At 60.4% G+C, this 14,791-nt stretch carries 15 protein-coding genes; 8 read left to right on the top strand and 7 right to left on the bottom strand.

Annotation, left to right across the window (positions count from 1 at the left end):
• Window positions 1-40: 40 nt before the first annotated feature.
• The 4 genes from ABH15_RS05080 to ABH15_RS05065 all read left to right on the top strand — a co-directional run bounded on the left by ABH15_RS05080 (window position 41) and on the right by ABH15_RS05065 (window position 5,484).
• Window positions 41-373 (top strand): DUF1622 domain-containing protein, encoded by a 333-nt coding sequence (locus tag ABH15_RS05080; RefSeq protein WP_128693306.1) that lies wholly within the window; start codon window positions 41-43, stop codon window positions 371-373.
• A 194-nt stretch (window positions 374-567) separates the two neighbouring features.
• Window positions 568-1,752: an MFS transporter gene (locus ABH15_RS05075; protein ID WP_128693305.1), complete on the top strand. Its 1,185-nt coding sequence runs from the start codon at window positions 568-570 to the stop codon at window positions 1,750-1,752.
• Window positions 1,753-1,940: 188 nt separating this feature from the next.
• On the top strand, window positions 1,941-4,049 hold the full coding sequence (locus ABH15_RS05070) for an acetate--CoA ligase family protein (RefSeq protein ID WP_338323520.1): 2,109 nt from the start codon (window positions 1,941-1,943) through the stop codon (window positions 4,047-4,049).
• Window positions 4,050-4,113: 64 nt separating this feature from the next.
• Window positions 4,114-5,484, top strand: coding sequence for an MBL fold metallo-hydrolase (locus tag ABH15_RS05065; RefSeq protein WP_128693303.1), 1,371 nt, complete (start codon window positions 4,114-4,116; stop codon window positions 5,482-5,484).
• A gap of 25 nt (window positions 5,485-5,509) precedes the next feature.
• On the opposite strand, the gene ABH15_RS05060 is transcribed toward ABH15_RS05065, so the two are convergent.
• The 3 genes from ABH15_RS05060 to ABH15_RS05050 form a co-directional block, all read right to left on the bottom strand.
• The gene (locus ABH15_RS05060; protein ID WP_241648020.1) at window positions 5,510-6,043 is read right to left on the bottom strand and encodes an OsmC family protein; all 534 of its coding nucleotides are present in this window, start codon (window positions 6,041-6,043) and stop codon (window positions 5,510-5,512) included.
• A gap of 74 nt (window positions 6,044-6,117) precedes the next feature.
• On the bottom strand, window positions 6,118-8,277 hold the full coding sequence (locus tag ABH15_RS05055) for a thioredoxin domain-containing protein (protein ID WP_128694287.1): 2,160 nt from the start codon (window positions 8,275-8,277) through the stop codon (window positions 6,118-6,120).
• A 103-nt stretch (window positions 8,278-8,380) separates the two neighbouring features.
• Window positions 8,381-8,680 carry an Hsp20/alpha crystallin family protein gene (locus ABH15_RS05050; protein ID WP_128693302.1) on the bottom strand — a complete coding sequence of 100 codons (300 nt, stop codon included), beginning with the start codon at window positions 8,678-8,680 and terminating at the stop codon, window positions 8,381-8,383.
• A gap of 205 nt (window positions 8,681-8,885) precedes the next feature.
• Here ABH15_RS05050 and ABH15_RS05045 point away from each other — a divergent pair, with 205 nt between their 5' ends.
• Entirely contained in the window at window positions 8,886-9,266 is a 381-nt protein-coding gene (locus tag ABH15_RS05045) for a hypothetical protein (RefSeq protein WP_128693301.1), read from the top strand.
• Here the strand turns inward: ABH15_RS05045 and ABH15_RS05040 are convergent.
• From ABH15_RS05040 to ABH15_RS05025, 4 genes are read right to left on the bottom strand one after another with little or no spacing between them, the layout of a single operon-like run.
• Window positions 9,263-9,508, bottom strand: coding sequence for a 4Fe-4S binding protein (locus ABH15_RS05040; protein WP_128693300.1), 246 nt, complete (start codon window positions 9,506-9,508; stop codon window positions 9,263-9,265). The genes ABH15_RS05045 and ABH15_RS05040 overlap by 4 nt on opposite strands.
• Window positions 9,505-10,032, bottom strand: coding sequence for a 2-oxoacid:acceptor oxidoreductase family protein (locus ABH15_RS05035; RefSeq protein ID WP_128693299.1), 528 nt, complete (start codon window positions 10,030-10,032; stop codon window positions 9,505-9,507). Before ABH15_RS05035 ends, ABH15_RS05040 begins: the two co-directional genes overlap by 4 nt.
• On the bottom strand, window positions 10,025-11,137 hold the full coding sequence (locus ABH15_RS05030) for a transketolase C-terminal domain-containing protein (RefSeq protein ID WP_128693298.1): 1,113 nt from the start codon (window positions 11,135-11,137) through the stop codon (window positions 10,025-10,027). Before ABH15_RS05030 ends, ABH15_RS05035 begins: the two co-directional genes overlap by 8 nt.
• The gene (locus ABH15_RS05025; RefSeq protein WP_128693297.1) at window positions 11,131-12,012 is read right to left on the bottom strand and encodes a thiamine pyrophosphate-dependent enzyme; all 882 of its coding nucleotides are present in this window, start codon (window positions 12,010-12,012) and stop codon (window positions 11,131-11,133) included. Before ABH15_RS05025 ends, ABH15_RS05030 begins: the two co-directional genes overlap by 7 nt.
• Window positions 12,013-12,169: 157 nt before the next feature.
• Between ABH15_RS05025 and ABH15_RS05020 the strand changes: the two genes are divergently transcribed.
• The 3 genes from ABH15_RS05020 (at window position 12,170) to ABH15_RS05010 (ending at window position 14,788) form a co-directional block, all read left to right on the top strand.
• Window positions 12,170-12,838, top strand: a complete 669-nt coding sequence (locus ABH15_RS05020; protein WP_128693296.1) for a hypothetical protein — start codon at window positions 12,170-12,172, stop codon at window positions 12,836-12,838.
• Window positions 12,839-12,962: 124 nt separating this feature from the next.
• A complete protein-coding gene (locus tag ABH15_RS05015) occupies window positions 12,963-13,229 on the top strand; it encodes a hypothetical protein (RefSeq protein ID WP_128693295.1) in 267 nt (88 codons plus the stop codon).
• 191 nt (window positions 13,230-13,420) lie between these two features.
• The gene (locus tag ABH15_RS05010; protein ID WP_128693294.1) at window positions 13,421-14,788 is read left to right on the top strand and encodes a nucleotide sugar dehydrogenase; all 1,368 of its coding nucleotides are present in this window, start codon (window positions 13,421-13,423) and stop codon (window positions 14,786-14,788) included.
• The last annotated feature ends 3 nt before the right edge of the window (window positions 14,789-14,791 follow it).

The raw sequence follows: 14,791 nt of genomic DNA, 5'->3' as shown, positions 1-14,791 counted from the left end.
AAACCTTATCCTTCCGCTCCCCGTATGGCTCCCCGGAACCATGGTGCTCGAACAGGCTATCGCGATCATTGAGTCGGTGCTCGGCATCTTCGGTGCGCTCTTTATCATCTACGGAGGGTTCATTGCGATCTACCAGATCCTGAAACGAGAGGCCCGTATACAGTGGCTGAGCTACCACGACATCAGGGCGGTCTTCACCACACGGATCCTGATCGGCCTTGAGTTCTTCGTGGCCGCCGATGTCCTCAAGACCATCCTCGAACCGACGTTTCAGGATCTGGCCGTGCTCGGTGCCCTCGTCACCATCAGAACCGTCGTGAGTTATTTCCTCGGGAAAGAGATGCAGGAGATGCCGGAAGATAAAAAAATGTGAGCAGGCGTCATGCTCCGCCAGCGAGATGACGGAATACCTCTTCTCAGGATCTCCCACCGACACCCTGCCTGCGAGTGCATCGATCCGGGTCGGTCTTTCACCCCGGCTCATTTTCGGCATCCCCAAAAGAAACAAAGTTTCGGGAGATGCAATAGATCTCAGTACGGCGTACTGCCGGTATCCGGAGCAGCACGATGGAGGAGAGGGTAGGGACAGAGTCAGCGGAGAAGATCAGAGAAGCATCACGCGTCTTCAACGTCCTCTTCATATCGGTCTTCTCAGCCATGCTGGGTCTCGGGATCATCGTTCCGCTCCTGCCGTTCTACGCCGAGAGCCTGGGGGCGAGCGGCATCTGGATCGGGATCATCTTCTCCGGTTTCGCCATATCGAGAGCCGTCTTCATGCCGGTCATTGGAAACCTCTCCGACCGGCGAGGACGACGCTCGTTCATTCTCGTCGGTCTACTCATCTATACCCTCCTCTCCCTGGCCTACATCGCCGCAGACTCGGTCTACCTGCTGACGGCCGTCCGGGTGCTCCACGGATTCGCTTCAGCCATGGTAATCCCGATAGCCATGGCGTATATCGCCGACTTCGCACCCCACGGGGAGGAGGGGCGGTACATGGGCACGTTCATGATAGCCCTCTTTCTCGGGATGGGGCTTGGCCCGCTCATCGGTGGTGTCCTGCAGGATCTCGCCGGGATGAATGCCGTATTCCTTGCTATGTCCTTCTTCTCCGGGATCTCCCTTCTGATCTGCCTGCTCCTCCTCCCTGAGTCATGCGGGACGTTCCGGATCAGGACACCGCTCTTCAGGACGTTCCTCAACAGGGCGATGCGGCCGGTGCTCCTCTTCCGGGTCATGAACGCTTTTGCCAACGGGACGTTCATGGTCTTTCTCCCCCTCATCGCCGCAACACTCCTCGACCTCTCTGCAAGCGAGATCGGGATCCTGATCTCGGTCAGTATTCTCTCAACGGCTCTTCTCCAGCGCGCTTTCGGCACACTGGCAGACCGTTACGGACGGGTTTTGCTGATCGTCCTCGGAACGGCGATGGTCTCGGCAAGCCTCATCGCCATCCCGTACCTCTCCGGTTTTCCCGCTCTGCTGGTCGCCTCGGCCATCGTCGGCCTCGGCGGCGGGGTCGCCGTCCCGGCCGCAACAGCGGTCGTCACCGTCGCCGGCAGGGAGATAGGCCAGGGATCGGCGATGGGGGCTTTCAACACGGCAATGAGCGTGGGTATGGTCGCCGCCCCACTCATCTGCGGGGCGGTGATGGATATTGCCGGAGTAGCATGCGTCTTTCTCTTCTCGGGGATCGTCTCGTTTCTCTCCATCGGAGCATTCTGGTGGCTGGCCGCGGATCGGGAGAACTGAGACGGCCGTCATCCTGCCATAACGGATCTCCGCCGCCTGAACCGGGGTGTGAGCGCATCCAGAATCCCGCGCATTCGGAGCCGGAAACTATTATTAGTGGCATCGTTAATGCTCTGCTGGAAGCAACCGTCGACCCTGTGGAAACGCCGCAGAACCATGCTTAAGGGGGATTAGCCATGCCGGAAAGAATGCTGAGTGAAACTGAAGGATACGACCTGCTGGATAAACGCGGTATTCCGGTACCGCCGCACCGCCTTGTGACGAGCGCCGAAGATGCTGCAGAGGCCGCAGAGTCCATCGGCCGTCCGGTCGTCATGAAGGTCATCTCTCCGCAGATCGTTCACAAAAGCGATGTCGGAGGCGTGATCACCGGTATCGAGACGACGGAGAACGCAAAGGCGGCGTTCCGCGACATTATGGAGAAGAGCACCTCCCGGGCACCGGGAGCGGAGATAACCGGCGTCGTCGTCGAGAAACAGATGCCGCCGGGCCTCGAGGTGCTGATCGGCGGCAAGACCGATCCTTCATTCGGGAAGATCATCACCTTCGGTCTCGGCGGCAAACTCGTCGAGCTCCTGCACGACGTCTCGATCCGCGTACTGCCGATCTCCCGCGACGACGCACGGGAGATGATCCGGGAGATCGAAGGCTACCGCCTCATTCAGGGCTACCGGGGCGAAACGGCGAGAGACGAAGAGGCGCTCGTCGATATCATCGACAGCATGTCCCGTATCTTCACGGACAGTCCGGGAATGCACGAGTTCGATTTAAACCCGGTCATCCTCTATGAAAAGGGCGCCCGCGTCGTCGATGCCCGGATCATTATGAACGAGGCTGCACTGCCCACAAGCGGTCGGGCGATAGCCGAGGTGCCTGAAGAGATCTTCTTCCCCCAGTCCATCGCCGTCATCGGAGCGTCATCAAACCCCAAAAAGGTCGGGTACGCCGTATTCAGAAACCTCCTCGGATACCCCGGACAGCTGTATCCCATCAACCCGAACCGCACCGAACTCTTCGGGCGGGACGTCTACCCTTCACTCGATGCCGTCTCGGGCCCGGTAGACTGCGCCATCATCGCCGTACCCGCCCGGTATGTCCCCGCCACCATGGAAGAGTGCGGGAAGAAAGGCGTCAGGCTTGCGGTCATCGTCACAGCAGGTTTCCGCGAGGCCAGCGAGGATGGAAGGAAACTCGAGGAGGAGATCGTCCGTATCGCCGACACCTACGGCATCAGGATCGTCGGCCCGAACTGCCTCGGGATCATGCTCCCCCACCAGGGCATCAATGCGACCTTCGACCCGGTCTCTCCAAAACCCGGGCACATCGCCTTCATCTCCCAGAGCGGTGCGATCATCACCACTATCGTCGACTGGAGCCTGACCGAGGAACTCGGGTTTTCAGCCGTCTTCAGCGTCGGCAACCAGGCCGATCTCGGATTCGAGCAGTACCTCAAATTCGCGGAGAACCATCCCGTGACCCACGCAATAACCCTCTACATCGAAGAGATCAAAAACGGCCGCTCGTTCATGAAGATCATGAAAGAGGTCGCGGGGAAAAAGCCGGTCATCGTCATCAAATCGGGCTCGTCGCAGAAAGGGAAACAGGCGGCTTCCTCGCATACCGGCTCGCTTGCAGGCAGCCACGACGTCTACATGGCGGCGTTTCGGCAGGCGGGAGTGATCCCGGCAAGCGATCTCCGCGAAGCGTTCCAGCTCGCAGAGCTCCTCGCCTCGGAGGGATACCCGAAAGGGAAACGGGCGATCGCGATCACGAGTGCCGGAGGGTTCGGCGTCCTCGCCTCGGACTATGCCGAGAAGTACGGCCTTTCAATGGTCGACCTGCCGGACGAAGTCCGCGACAAACTCAACTCGTTCCTCCCCAAGTGCTGGAACCACGCAAACCCGATGGATCTCCTCGGGGATACCGGTGTCGACCGGTTTGCGGCGGTCTTCGATATCATGATCCGGCACCAGGACTTCTGGGATATCGCGTTCGTCATCGCCGTCCCGACGATGCTCACGAATCCGACGCACCTCGCGAACGAGATCGTCCGGTTTTCGCGCCATACCAATAAGATGGTCGTTGGGTGCGTTCTCGGCGGCGACAGCATGAGGAGCGGCCTTCGTATCCTCCGGAGCTGCAACATCCCGAACTTCTCGGAGCTCGAGGACGCGTTCAAGGCCGTCGGCAGCATCTTCGATGCCCGCGGCGAAAATCCCGACGGTGGCCACGTATACCCGCCCTCCGAGGGGCAGTGCACGTGGCGGGAGCCTGCCGCCCGCCAGCAGACCCGCTGACAGTACGGAAGAACTATATACCATCCCCCGGCACATCGGAGCAGTTCCGGATGAGGTGGAGTCTATGTTATTTGAAAAGGTGGTATCAGAACTCCTCGCCCACAACTCGTACATGATCGGCTCGGGGCGGGAGGCTGCGGTCATCGATCCGCGGCGCGACTGTCGGGTGTACACGAATATCGCAGAGAGCAGGGGCATGGAGATCACCCATATCTTCGAGACGCATAGAAACGAGGATTACGTTATCGGGTCGCGGGAACTCGCACGCCCGACCGGCGCGCTGATTCACCATAGCAGGAAGGCGGGTTTCGGCTACGGGAACGCTATTGCCGAAGGAGACACCTTCTCGATAGGCACCCTCATGCTCAGGGTGCTCGAGACGCCGGGGCATACGCCCGAGAGCCTCTCATTCGTTCTTGCGGACACCTCCGTCTCCGACGACCCGTTCATGGTCTTCACCGGGGATGCACTCTTTGCCGGTGACGTGGGGCGAACCGACCTTGCCGGAGAGGAGTTGCGGGAGGAGATGTCGGGGATGCTCTACGACAGCCTCCACGAGAAGATCCTCCCGCTCGGGGACGATGTGATCGTCTGCCCGGCTCACGGGGCAGGGTCGGTCTGCGGCGGCGATATCAGCGACCGGGAGTACACCACCATCGGGTATGAGAAAGAGCACACCCCGCTCCTCCAGAAGACGAAAGCGGAGTTTGTGGAGTACAAAAAACAGGAGCAACTCTACGTGCCGCCGTATTTTCGGAGGATGGAAGAACTGAACCTGCAGGGGCCGCCGCTTATCTACAACATCCCGCATCTTGCGGCGCTCAAACCGCAGGAGATAGGCGAGGGTCAGAAGCAGGCGACGCAGATCGTCGATATCCGCTCGCCGACGAGTTTTGCCGGCGGCCACATCGCGGGAAGCATCAATATCTGGCGGGAAGGGCTCCCTGCGTTCATGGGCTACCTGCTGAACTACGACGACCCGATCATCCTCATCGACGACTTCAATCTCGACCTCGATCAGGTCACCCGCCACTTCATCCGGCTCGGCTACGACAATCTGACCGGCTACCTTGCACCCGGGTTTGCCGCCTGGTTCCGGCAGGGAAAACCGATCGAGAGAAACGGCACCTGGTCGCCGTACGATCTCAACGACCACCTGGACGACCCATCGATCTACATCCTGGACGTGCGGGATGTCACCCACCGGGAGAGAGACGGCTCCATTCCCGGGTCGCACCACATCTACGTCGGGCACCTCGAGGATAAACTCGACGAAGTCCCGAAGGATAAACGGATCGTCGTGCACTGCGATGTCGGATACAAGGGAAGCATCGGGGCGAGCATTCTCCAGAAGAACGGATTCAAAGACGTCATCAACCTGCTCGGCGGGACGTACGGCTGGGAAGGAGCGGGCTACTCCCTCACCCGGGACTAAAGAGCTCTCTCCACCTTCTGAAACCTCACCGCTTCGCCGGCACCTTCTGCTCAAGCCGCACCGTGACCGGCACCGGATTGACCAGCATATCGGTGACCGGAGAACGCTCCTCTCCTCCCCGCCTGACAATCTCCGCAACCTTCCCGGGCGGCGCATCGGCATCCACCCAGACGGTCACGCGGATGGCCTGGAAGCCCGGCCGGACGTCCGCGTTCAGATCCCGCTTGAAGAACCCTTTCAGATCGATATCTCCCTCAACGTCGAGCTCAATCGAACGGAGCTCGACCCCGTCTTCGGCAGCGCTGTAGGCGATCCCGACCGTGATGCACGCGCCGAGCGCCGCAAGCACGAGTTCGGGCGGATTCGGCCCCCTATTCGTCCCCCCGACATCTTCGGTTTCGTCGGCGGCGATGACGAAATTCCGGAAAAGCCCGGTCGAATGCGCCCCTTCATTCCAGTCAGTAACCCCGGAGAGCGTCAGCAGCCCCTCACCCGGGTTCTTCCGGAGAGCGTTCACCGTCATCCGGACACGCTCCATAGCAACCCCGTTGTCTATCACACAGATCCCCCCACCGGACGGGCATACCCGTGAGAGGTCATAACCGTTGTCCTCATGCCGGGATGAGGGCGTGGTCACCTTCGCGGCAGAGGCGCTTCCCCCTCCACCCTGAGCAGCGAGAGCATCTCATCGGGATCGGTCGTCGGGATGTCGCAGGCGTAGTTCGTGCAGACGTACGCCGTCGCCCGGTCGTCGAGCGGAATGCTATCCTGCGTGAAGGGGGCTACCGAGGCGATGGCAGGCGACTCCTCACCGGCAGGCCGGAAGAGGACGACCGCATTCGGGATGAACTTCCCCCGGAGTGCCCGGATCAGCGCGTCGGTATCGCCGGCGCCGGGACGGCCGGCAATGATCACCTCGTAGTTCGAACCTATCGCAAATTCGAGCCCGATCAGGAGGAACGTATGGGCCGCCGGCATCGAACGGACGACACCGGAGAATGCCCGTCCGGTGCGGCAGGCGATCTCCTCAAACTCGAGATTGGCCGTCATCCTCCCGAGGATGAGAAGGTCGAGCATGGCGACGCTGTTTGCCGACGGCACCGCCCCGTCGTAGACCTCTTTCTGCCTGACCGGCACATCCTCCGCATCCTCCGGCATCGTATAGAAACCGTCCCGGTCACTGTCCCGGTAGTGCGCGACCAGATCGGCCGCGAGCTCGACTGCGGCGGTGAGATAGTCCACCCGGAACGTCGTCTCGTAGAGTTCCCGGAGCCCCCAGATCAGAAAGGCGTAGTCGGCGGCCGTTGCCGTTATCCCGGCATCCCCTTCCCGGTACCGGTGGAGGAGGCGGCCGTCGGGTCCACGCAGGTGGGTGAGCACAAACGTCGCAGCCTTCTCGGCGGCGTCACTATACTCGCCGGAGGAGAAAGCCCGTGCGGCCTTTGCGAGTGCGGCGATCATCAGCCCGTTCCAGTCGGTCAGGATCTTGTCGTCCTTCCCGGGACGGACACGCTGCTTCCGGGCTTCAAAGAGCCTCCGGCGTGCCGACTCGACGAACCGGGAGAGGTCATCCTCCGTCATCCCGAACTCGGCAGCCCAAGCCCGAAGCGGCCGTCGCATATGGAGAATGTTGGTTCCCGTCCTCTCCCCGGTTGCCTCTCCAAAGAAGTTCCCGGCCTGCCGCATATCGAATATCCGCACAAACCGCCCGGCATCCTCCTCCCCGAGCACCTCGCGGACTTCGTCCACGGTCCAGAGGTAAAACTTCCCTTCGACCCCCTCGCTGTCCGCATCCTCGGCAGCGTAAAACCCGCCCGCCGGATCGGCGATATCCCGGAGGACGTAGGTGATCGTCTCCTCCGCCGTCCGACGGAACGCTTCGTCACCGAACGCCAGGTACGCCTCGACATAGGCCATCACGAGCAGCGCCTGGTCGTAGAGCATCTTCTCAAAGTGCGGTACGAACCACTCCGCGTCGATCGAATAGCGGTGGAAGCCAAACCCGATATGGTCGTATATGCCGCCCTGCTGCATGGCGCGGAGAGTCTTTTCCACCATGGCAGCGGCAGGCTCCGCCCCGGTCCGATTTGCGTAGCGCAGGAGGAAGAGCAGATTCTGCGGCGACGGGAACTTCGGGGCGCTCCCGAAACCGCCGTGATCCGCATCGAAACTCCGGAGCAGGGTTGTGTAGGCTTCGTCGAGAACTCCCATGCCGAGTTCCTCCCCGCCCGAAGTACTCGCCACCTTTTCTATAGCCTCGATAACACTGCTTCCGGCCTCTTCGAGGTCGCTCTGCTGCGATATCCAGGCGCGATGGATGCGGGGGATCAGGTCGAGCATACCGGTCATGCCGTACCGACTCTCTTTCGGGATGTAGGTCGCAGCAAAGAACGGCTTTCTCTCCGGAGTCATCAGGATGGTGAGCGGCCAGCCGCCTCTGCCTGCCAGCAGATGTGCGGCGGTCATATAGATCTGATCGAGGTCGGGGCGCTCCTCCCGGTCGACCTTGATGCAGACGAAGACGTCGTTAAGGAGTTTTGCTACCTGGGAGTCTTCAAAGGACTCGTGCGCCATGACGTGGCACCAGTGGCATGTCGAGTAGCCGATAGAGAGGAATATCGGTTTATTCTCCTCCCGGGCTCTTCTAAAAGCCTCTTCACCCCACGGATACCAGTCGACGGGATTGTGTGCATGCTGCAGCAGATACGGGCTTTTCTCCCGGATGAGCCGGTTTTCCGCCGCCTCCGGCTCCTGTACTGCAACGCCTGTAGGATCTCCATAGCCTCCGTTCATACGCTTCACGCACTGACCTGAAGGTACAGCGTAATAAAGGTACCGGCAGAGCCGGCATCTCCGAAAGGGCGGTAGAAAAGAGGAACAAATTGTTCAGAAGATCTCATTCAGAGATTGGAATCTCCATAACTTCTTCCGTGGGCTGCTTATAGGGTACATCCACTGCGAGAAGACCGTTCCTGAAGGTCGCCTTCGCGCGGTCCGGATCGACGGGACAGCAGATGGCGTAGGTTCCGACATACCGGATATCCTCCCGCGACGCATCGACCGTGAAACTGTCCTCCTGCATCTTGAAGGAGATATTCTCCTTGTCCACGCCGGGCAATTCAACCTCAATGTGAAGTTGTTCGCCGTTCTCATCAGCATACGCACAGACACTCGGGGCTACTCTCACTGCTACCATAATCGCACCTCGGACTCGCACCAGAGATCACTCACAGGTACTTAAACATTCCCGAGCGTGCCCGGCAGATACCCGGAAAGATGCAACCCTGCGAAAAAACGAGAGCGTCTCCTTCGAACCGGATTCGGCAGGCCTCCGTTGTCTGCACAGGCCACCGCACCGGGAGGAGAAAGGTATTTCATTGCATGGTTCAGAACTACCCTGTATGAGCGAGCGGTTCATCTTCACGAAGCACCGGACGAAATGCTATGCCTGTGGAGAAGTAGCTGACCAGAATATCAAGGCAGTCTCGGCGCAGGCACAGGTGGTCTGTTCGCACTGCGGTGCCACGCGGATCTTCCTCCCGAGAGTCGAGGAGGTCGGGACGAAGGGCTCATACACCCCTATCGGCTGCTACGACATCTGGGAGATCGAGGCGGATGCTCCCTGCAAGCGGTGCGACGTGACCGGGCCGCACGATCTCATCATCGGGTGCAATCACTTTACGACACGGTGCAGGAACTGCGGCTACACGCACTTCTATAAATTTAACCTCGAATATACCGCCCGGTGCCCGATCGAAGAAGAAGGGGAGGGAGAAGACTAACGGTCTTCTCTCACCATCGTAATTGCTTTTTTCGGGCATTCGGCGGCACAGATACCGCAGCCCTTGCAGAAATCGAGATCGATAACGAGCTCCTGATCGATGACACCGTCCGGGCAGAACTGGGCGCAGAGTCCACACGCGTTGCACTGTTCGCGGTCTACTTCAGGGCGGAACGTCCGCCACGAACCCGTCTTTCCCGACGAAGCTTCAGTCGGCCTGCTGATCGCAAGTCTCTCTCTCATAGTGTCAGCTCCTCGTAGGCCTTCTCCGCGGCCTGCACGTTTCGTTCGTCCGCAAACGTCTCACCGATCACTGCCTTCACCGCGGGAAGCGAGACGATGCCCATCCGAGCAAGGGCGCCGAGCACCGGTGTATTGAGGATGGGGCTCCCTGCGATCACGAGGTCGAGCGAGAGCGCGATCCCCGTCAGATCGACGTGGTGAGTGGTAAGGCCGTTCCCGTCCATATCGTGCGAGCTGTTCAGCAGCACCACACCGCCCTCTTTGATCCCCTGCAGCACGTCCACAACGTCCATGATGCTCGTATCAAGGACGATGACGAGATCGGGTTTCTGGATCTGGGAGTAGACACGGATGGGCTGATCGTCAATCCTGACAAAGGAGACGACCGGCGCACCCCGGCGCTCCGCACCGTAGAACGGGCAGGCAGTTGCATGCCTGCCGTCGCGGAACGCCGCAAGGGCGAGCAGCCGTGCGGCCGTTACGCCTCCCTGACCGCCCCGGGAATGGATCCGGATCTCATACATTGCCGTTCACCCCAAACCAGAACTCCGCGCCAGGCTGTCGTGTTCTCACGAACCCGGCGATATCGCCATAGGTGACTTCCTGGCCGCCGAGCCCCGCAATCACGCTGTAGGGCTCTGCACCGGTCGTCGAACGGATCGAGTGCGCGACGACGCCGCCAAAGCCGAAGGAGTAGTCGCGATCGATGACGACGACGTCCCGGCCGCCGAAGTCGAGCTTCGGGAACGGGCGGAACCAGCGCAGGCGCATGGAGCCCGCGGCGATCCCTTCCTCCCTCAGGAGATCGACGGCGACTTCGGCCTCTTTGCCGAGCGTACCCACCGCAACGATGATGACTTCGGCGTCCTCGCAACGGTAGTCTTCAGTCACGCCGTACTGCCGCCCGAACCGTTCTGCAAACTCGCGTTCGACATCGGCTATGACGCCCACGGCGTCACGCATGGAGCGTTCCATATCCCAGCGGAACTTGTAGTACTCGGTCGGCCCGGTCAGCGGCCCGTAAACACAGGGGTTCTCGACATCGATCGCATGGGGAACCCGTACCGGCGGAATGAAATCACCGGGGTCGACCGCTTCGAGCGACTGCGTGATGTGACTCAGCGTGAACCCGTCGAGGTTGACCATCACCGGCAGGAGGACGTCCTCATGCTCGGCGATCCGGAAGGCCATCAGGGTCGCATCATACGCCTCCTGGACGGTGCTCACGAAGACCTGCAGCCACCCGGTATCCCGCTGGGAGAACGCGTCGGAGTGCTCCGCCCAGACGTTCCACCCGGGTCCGAGGGCACGGTTGACGTTCGCCATCACAATCGGGAGGCGGGCGCCCGCCGCCCAGTGAACCATCTCGTGCATATAGAGAAGCCCGTGGGAGCTCGTCGCGGTAAACGTCCGAACGCCTGCCGCGCTTGCCCCGATGCAGGCGGCCATGGCGGAGTGTTCGCTCTCCACCGGGACGTACTGGGTCGCGAGGTCTCCTGAGGTAACGTACTCCGCGATCTGTTCGACGATCTCTGTCTGGGGCGTGATCGGGTACGCGGCGATGACGCCGGGTTTCGCCGCTTTCACCGCTGCGGCCACCGCCTTGTTTCCTGTTGCTATCGTCAGCATATGCCTTCCGCCTCCCGGGAGAGCCGTGCATTCGTCATCTGAATCTGCCGGCGCATCTCTTCGAGAGCCTCCGGGGTGATACCCTTAAACCGTCCCTGTCCCCTGATGTAGTCCTCAAGCGGGAGGGGTTTCTTCATCGCAGCCTTTGAGGGGCCGTTTATTGTAAGCGCGCCGTTTTCACGCTCGTAGAGAACCCAGCTGCCGGTCTTGACCGCCAGTTTTCCCATCTCGACGGTCTTTTCGGAGGAGTACCGCCACCCGGGAGGACACGGAGCAAGAATATGGATGAACTTCGGCCCTTCGATCGAGAGCGCCTTCTTCACTTTCTTGTAGAGGTCGAGGGGATAGGCACTGCAGGCCGTCGCCATATACGGCGGGTTGTGCGCCTCGACGATTCGGTCGAGATCCTTCTTCGGTGTCGGTTTGCCGCCGGGGGTCGTGGTTGTACGGGCGCCGAGCGGCGTTGCGCCTGACCGCTGCATCCCGGTGTTGCCGTACGCCTCGTTGTCGTAGCAGATATAGAGAAAATCGGTGCCGCGCTCGAACGCTCCGGAGAGAGCCTGGATGCCGATATCAACAGTCCCGCCGTCACCGGCATAAACGATAACGTTCGTATCTCTCTCAAGGGCCCGGAATGCATTGCTCATCCCGGATGCGCAGGCGGCCGCCGCCGCAAAGGCGATATTGTAGACGGGTATGTCCATCGCCGTGTTCGGGTAAATTCCCTGAATGACACTGGTACAGCAGGCCGGGACGACCAGAACCGTATCAGGCCCTGCAGCTTTTGTAACATACCGCAGGCACAGGGAAGAACTGCACCCCGCACAGGCGGATGTACATTTCAACAGGTATTCTTCTTTCGGGATTGCGGTCATTCACATCCTCCTTCACTAATCTGTCATCAATTATAAAGAGGGTTTTGCAGTCACCCGGGTCGCGGAACAGAGAGGTTCCCTGTGAATACTGTAGCATATACCCTCACAATATCGTTAAATAGTTAAAACGTGTTTTTTCTGATAAGGAGAATCTATTATGTCAGAAAATGCCAATAGCGGCGACCGGGCGGGAGAGACTCCCTCTCCACCGCCCGCTACCGGGGCATCCGGGGAGATACTACAGGAGAACTCGGCGGCGGAGGCGGGCGAGATGCAGCAGGAGAGCGCCATCCCGAAGGGTATCCCTCCCGCCCCTCCGGCAGCACCGGAACCGGCGCCGGCCGCTACGGCCGAACGGAAGAGCACGCACAGGGGGCTTAAGATTGCTCTTGCCGTCATTGTTGTCGTCGCCGTTTTCGCGGTCGCCGCAGTCGCCACGCTGAACGTAGAAGAGACGACAGCGAGCACCGCCATGTCGTACCCGTATACCGTCACCTACGACGTCCTCTTCCCGAACTCCGAGGTCGTCAGGCTCGGCAACGTCGAGATCCTCGCGATCCCCCAGGCGGATAAGGTGACGCTCTCCGTCAATAAGCAGCCCGTCGAACTCGCGATCGGTGAGATGCAGGAGATCTCTGCAAAGCACGCCGTCATCCGGACGTTCGGTGTCCAGGTGGTAGCGTTCGACTTCAAGATCGACGGCACCTACCGCGGGATGGTAGGAGACCGCGCCGATTTCTATCTCGCATTCCAGACGTCACAGCAGGTGCCGGCCTTCCTGATCGACCAGCTCCTGCCGCGCAATGTCGAGGCAAGACCCGTCTAGGATACGGGTTCTCCTCCGCTCTCTTTTCAGATATCCTCCAGAACCCCTCTTTGCGGAGCGTCACGCCGACGCCCTCGGCCGGCGGGCGACAGGTATATCAGTAAGGAGCAGGTATTCCCTCACGATGGGACGTTGGTTGACGAGGCTCGGCCTGAGCCTGCTTGCGATCGGGCTCGTGACCGCCCTGCTCTGGCTGCTGTACCTGTACCCGGAGATCGTTCTTGCATACGAGCTTGGCCTTATCGGCCTGGTATGCGGCCTCGAGCTGCTCAACAGCTCGCCGCTCGCAGCACGTCCGTTCGTAGGCTATCTCAGAGTCACGCTGGTTGCGGGCCTCGTCATCTTCGGCCTCATTGCGATAAACAAGTTCCTGGTTCTGCTCGGCGGATAGCGCCCACACAACCTCCTTTTCTCTCCGAAAAACACTCCCGGCCTGTCAGAGAAGAAGACCGGACGGTAACGGCCCTGCCGGTAGTGCCGGAGACCCTCCCGCACCCTCCCAGGGGCAGGATTCAGTATGCAAGAGAGGCAAGGATTTAAATAGGTGAATAGGCCTCATCAGAGTATCCTCACCGAACGGAGATGCCCTGCACCAGAGACGAGTCGACGGGGAACGAGCACCCCGGCGACGAAGATGTACCGCCGGCGGAGGAACCCGCACCGGGATTCCCGGGAACAGGGCTGAAGGGAGACGATAACGTGGTTTTGGAAGATCTCACCAACAAAAAGGTCTGTGTCGCAGGCCTCGGCTACGTCGGCCTTCCGCTTGCCGACAGCTTTTCCGAGCACCTGCCGACAATCGGCTTTGATATCGACCAGAGGAAGATTGCTGCCATCGGAGCACGGGAGGAAAACCGGCTCATCGCCACATCCGACCCTACCCGGATACGCGAGGCGGACTATGTACTACTCTGCGTCCCGACACCCGTCACGCGGTCGAAGGAGCCGGATATGCGCTTTGTCACATCCGTTGCAGAGATCGTCGGGAGAAACCTAAAACCCGGAGCAGTCGTCGTCCTCGAGTCGACCGTCTATCCGGGCGTGACCGAGGAGATCGTCGCACCGATCCTCGAACGCGAATCGGGGCTCCGGTGCGGAACCGACTTTAAGGTCGGCTACTCCCCGGAGCGGATCAACCCGAGCGACGATGCCCACACCCTCGACAAGATCACCAAGATCGTCTCCGGGATGGATGCAGAGACGACGGAGACTCTCGCCGCCCTGTACGGACTTGTCACGACCGTCTACGTCGCACCCGATATCATGACCGCGGAGGCGGCAAAGGTGATCGAGAACGTGCAGCGCGATCTCAACATCGCCCTGATGAACGAACTTGCGATCATCTTCCACCGCATGGGCATCGATACGGCCGCGGTCCTGAAGGCGGCGGGGACGAAATGGAACTTCCACCAGTATACGCCGGGGCTTGTCGGCGGGCACTGTATTCCGGTCGATCCCTACTACCTCGTCTACCGGGCGAAGGAACTCGGGTATCACCCGCAGGTGATCCTCGCCGGACGGGCAATCAACGACTACGTTCCCCGGCACGTCGCCGACATGGTCATCAAGGGACTGAACGAGCAGGGAAAGGTCATCAAAGGGTCGACCGTCCTGATCATGGGGCTGACCTACAAGGAGAACGTACCCGATACCCGGGAAAGCCCGGTCAAAGAGATTGTCGCCCATCTGAAGGAGTTCGGGATCAACGTATACGGCTACGACCCCCTGCTCTCCACGAGCGAGATGGCGACCTTCGATCTTACGCCGCTCGAGAAGATAGACGTCACGGCCGATGCCGTCGTCGTCGCCGTCGCGCACGACCAGTTCCGGGATCTCTCGCTCGATCAGATAGGAGATATCATGAACTCGAGCAGGGTTCTGGTCGATGTCCGGGGAGCATTTGCCGACAGAAACCCTGCGGCAGACGGGTTCTACTATAAGCGGCTGTAATAC

This window comes from Methanoculleus taiwanensis, assembly GCF_004102725.1.
Classification (GTDB): domain Archaea; phylum Halobacteriota; class Methanomicrobia; order Methanomicrobiales; family Methanoculleaceae; genus Methanoculleus_A; species Methanoculleus_A taiwanensis.
This window is presented reverse-complemented; position numbering and strand designations above follow the sequence as displayed.

Coding starts and splice junctions, on each gene's coding strand:
- ABH15_RS05080 (WP_128693306.1), top strand. CDS start 41: ATGGTGCTCGAACAGGCTATCGCGATCATTGAGTCGGTGCTCGGCATC.
- ABH15_RS05075 (WP_128693305.1), top strand. CDS start 568: ATGGAGGAGAGGGTAGGGACAGAGTCAGCGGAGAAGATCAGAGAAGCA.
- ABH15_RS05070 (WP_338323520.1), top strand. CDS start 1,941: ATGCTGAGTGAAACTGAAGGATACGACCTGCTGGATAAACGCGGTATT.
- ABH15_RS05065 (WP_128693303.1), top strand. CDS start 4,114: ATGTTATTTGAAAAGGTGGTATCAGAACTCCTCGCCCACAACTCGTAC.
- ABH15_RS05055 (WP_128694287.1), bottom strand. CDS start 8,277: ATGAACGGAGGCTATGGAGATCCTACAGGCGTTGCAGTACAGGAGCCG.
- ABH15_RS05050 (WP_128693302.1), bottom strand. CDS start 8,680: ATGGTAGCAGTGAGAGTAGCCCCGAGTGTCTGTGCGTATGCTGATGAG.
- ABH15_RS05045 (WP_128693301.1), top strand. CDS start 8,886: ATGAGCGAGCGGTTCATCTTCACGAAGCACCGGACGAAATGCTATGCC.
- ABH15_RS05040 (WP_128693300.1), bottom strand. CDS start 9,508: ATGAGAGAGAGACTTGCGATCAGCAGGCCGACTGAAGCTTCGTCGGGA.
- ABH15_RS05035 (WP_128693299.1), bottom strand. CDS start 10,032: ATGTATGAGATCCGGATCCATTCCCGGGGCGGTCAGGGAGGCGTAACG.
- ABH15_RS05030 (WP_128693298.1), bottom strand. CDS start 11,137: ATGCTGACGATAGCAACAGGAAACAAGGCGGTGGCCGCAGCGGTGAAA.
- ABH15_RS05025 (WP_128693297.1), bottom strand. CDS start 12,012: ATGACCGCAATCCCGAAAGAAGAATACCTGTTGAAATGTACATCCGCC.
- ABH15_RS05020 (WP_128693296.1), top strand. CDS start 12,170: ATGTCAGAAAATGCCAATAGCGGCGACCGGGCGGGAGAGACTCCCTCT.
- ABH15_RS05015 (WP_128693295.1), top strand. CDS start 12,963: ATGGGACGTTGGTTGACGAGGCTCGGCCTGAGCCTGCTTGCGATCGGG.
- ABH15_RS05010 (WP_128693294.1), top strand. CDS start 13,421: ATGCCCTGCACCAGAGACGAGTCGACGGGGAACGAGCACCCCGGCGAC.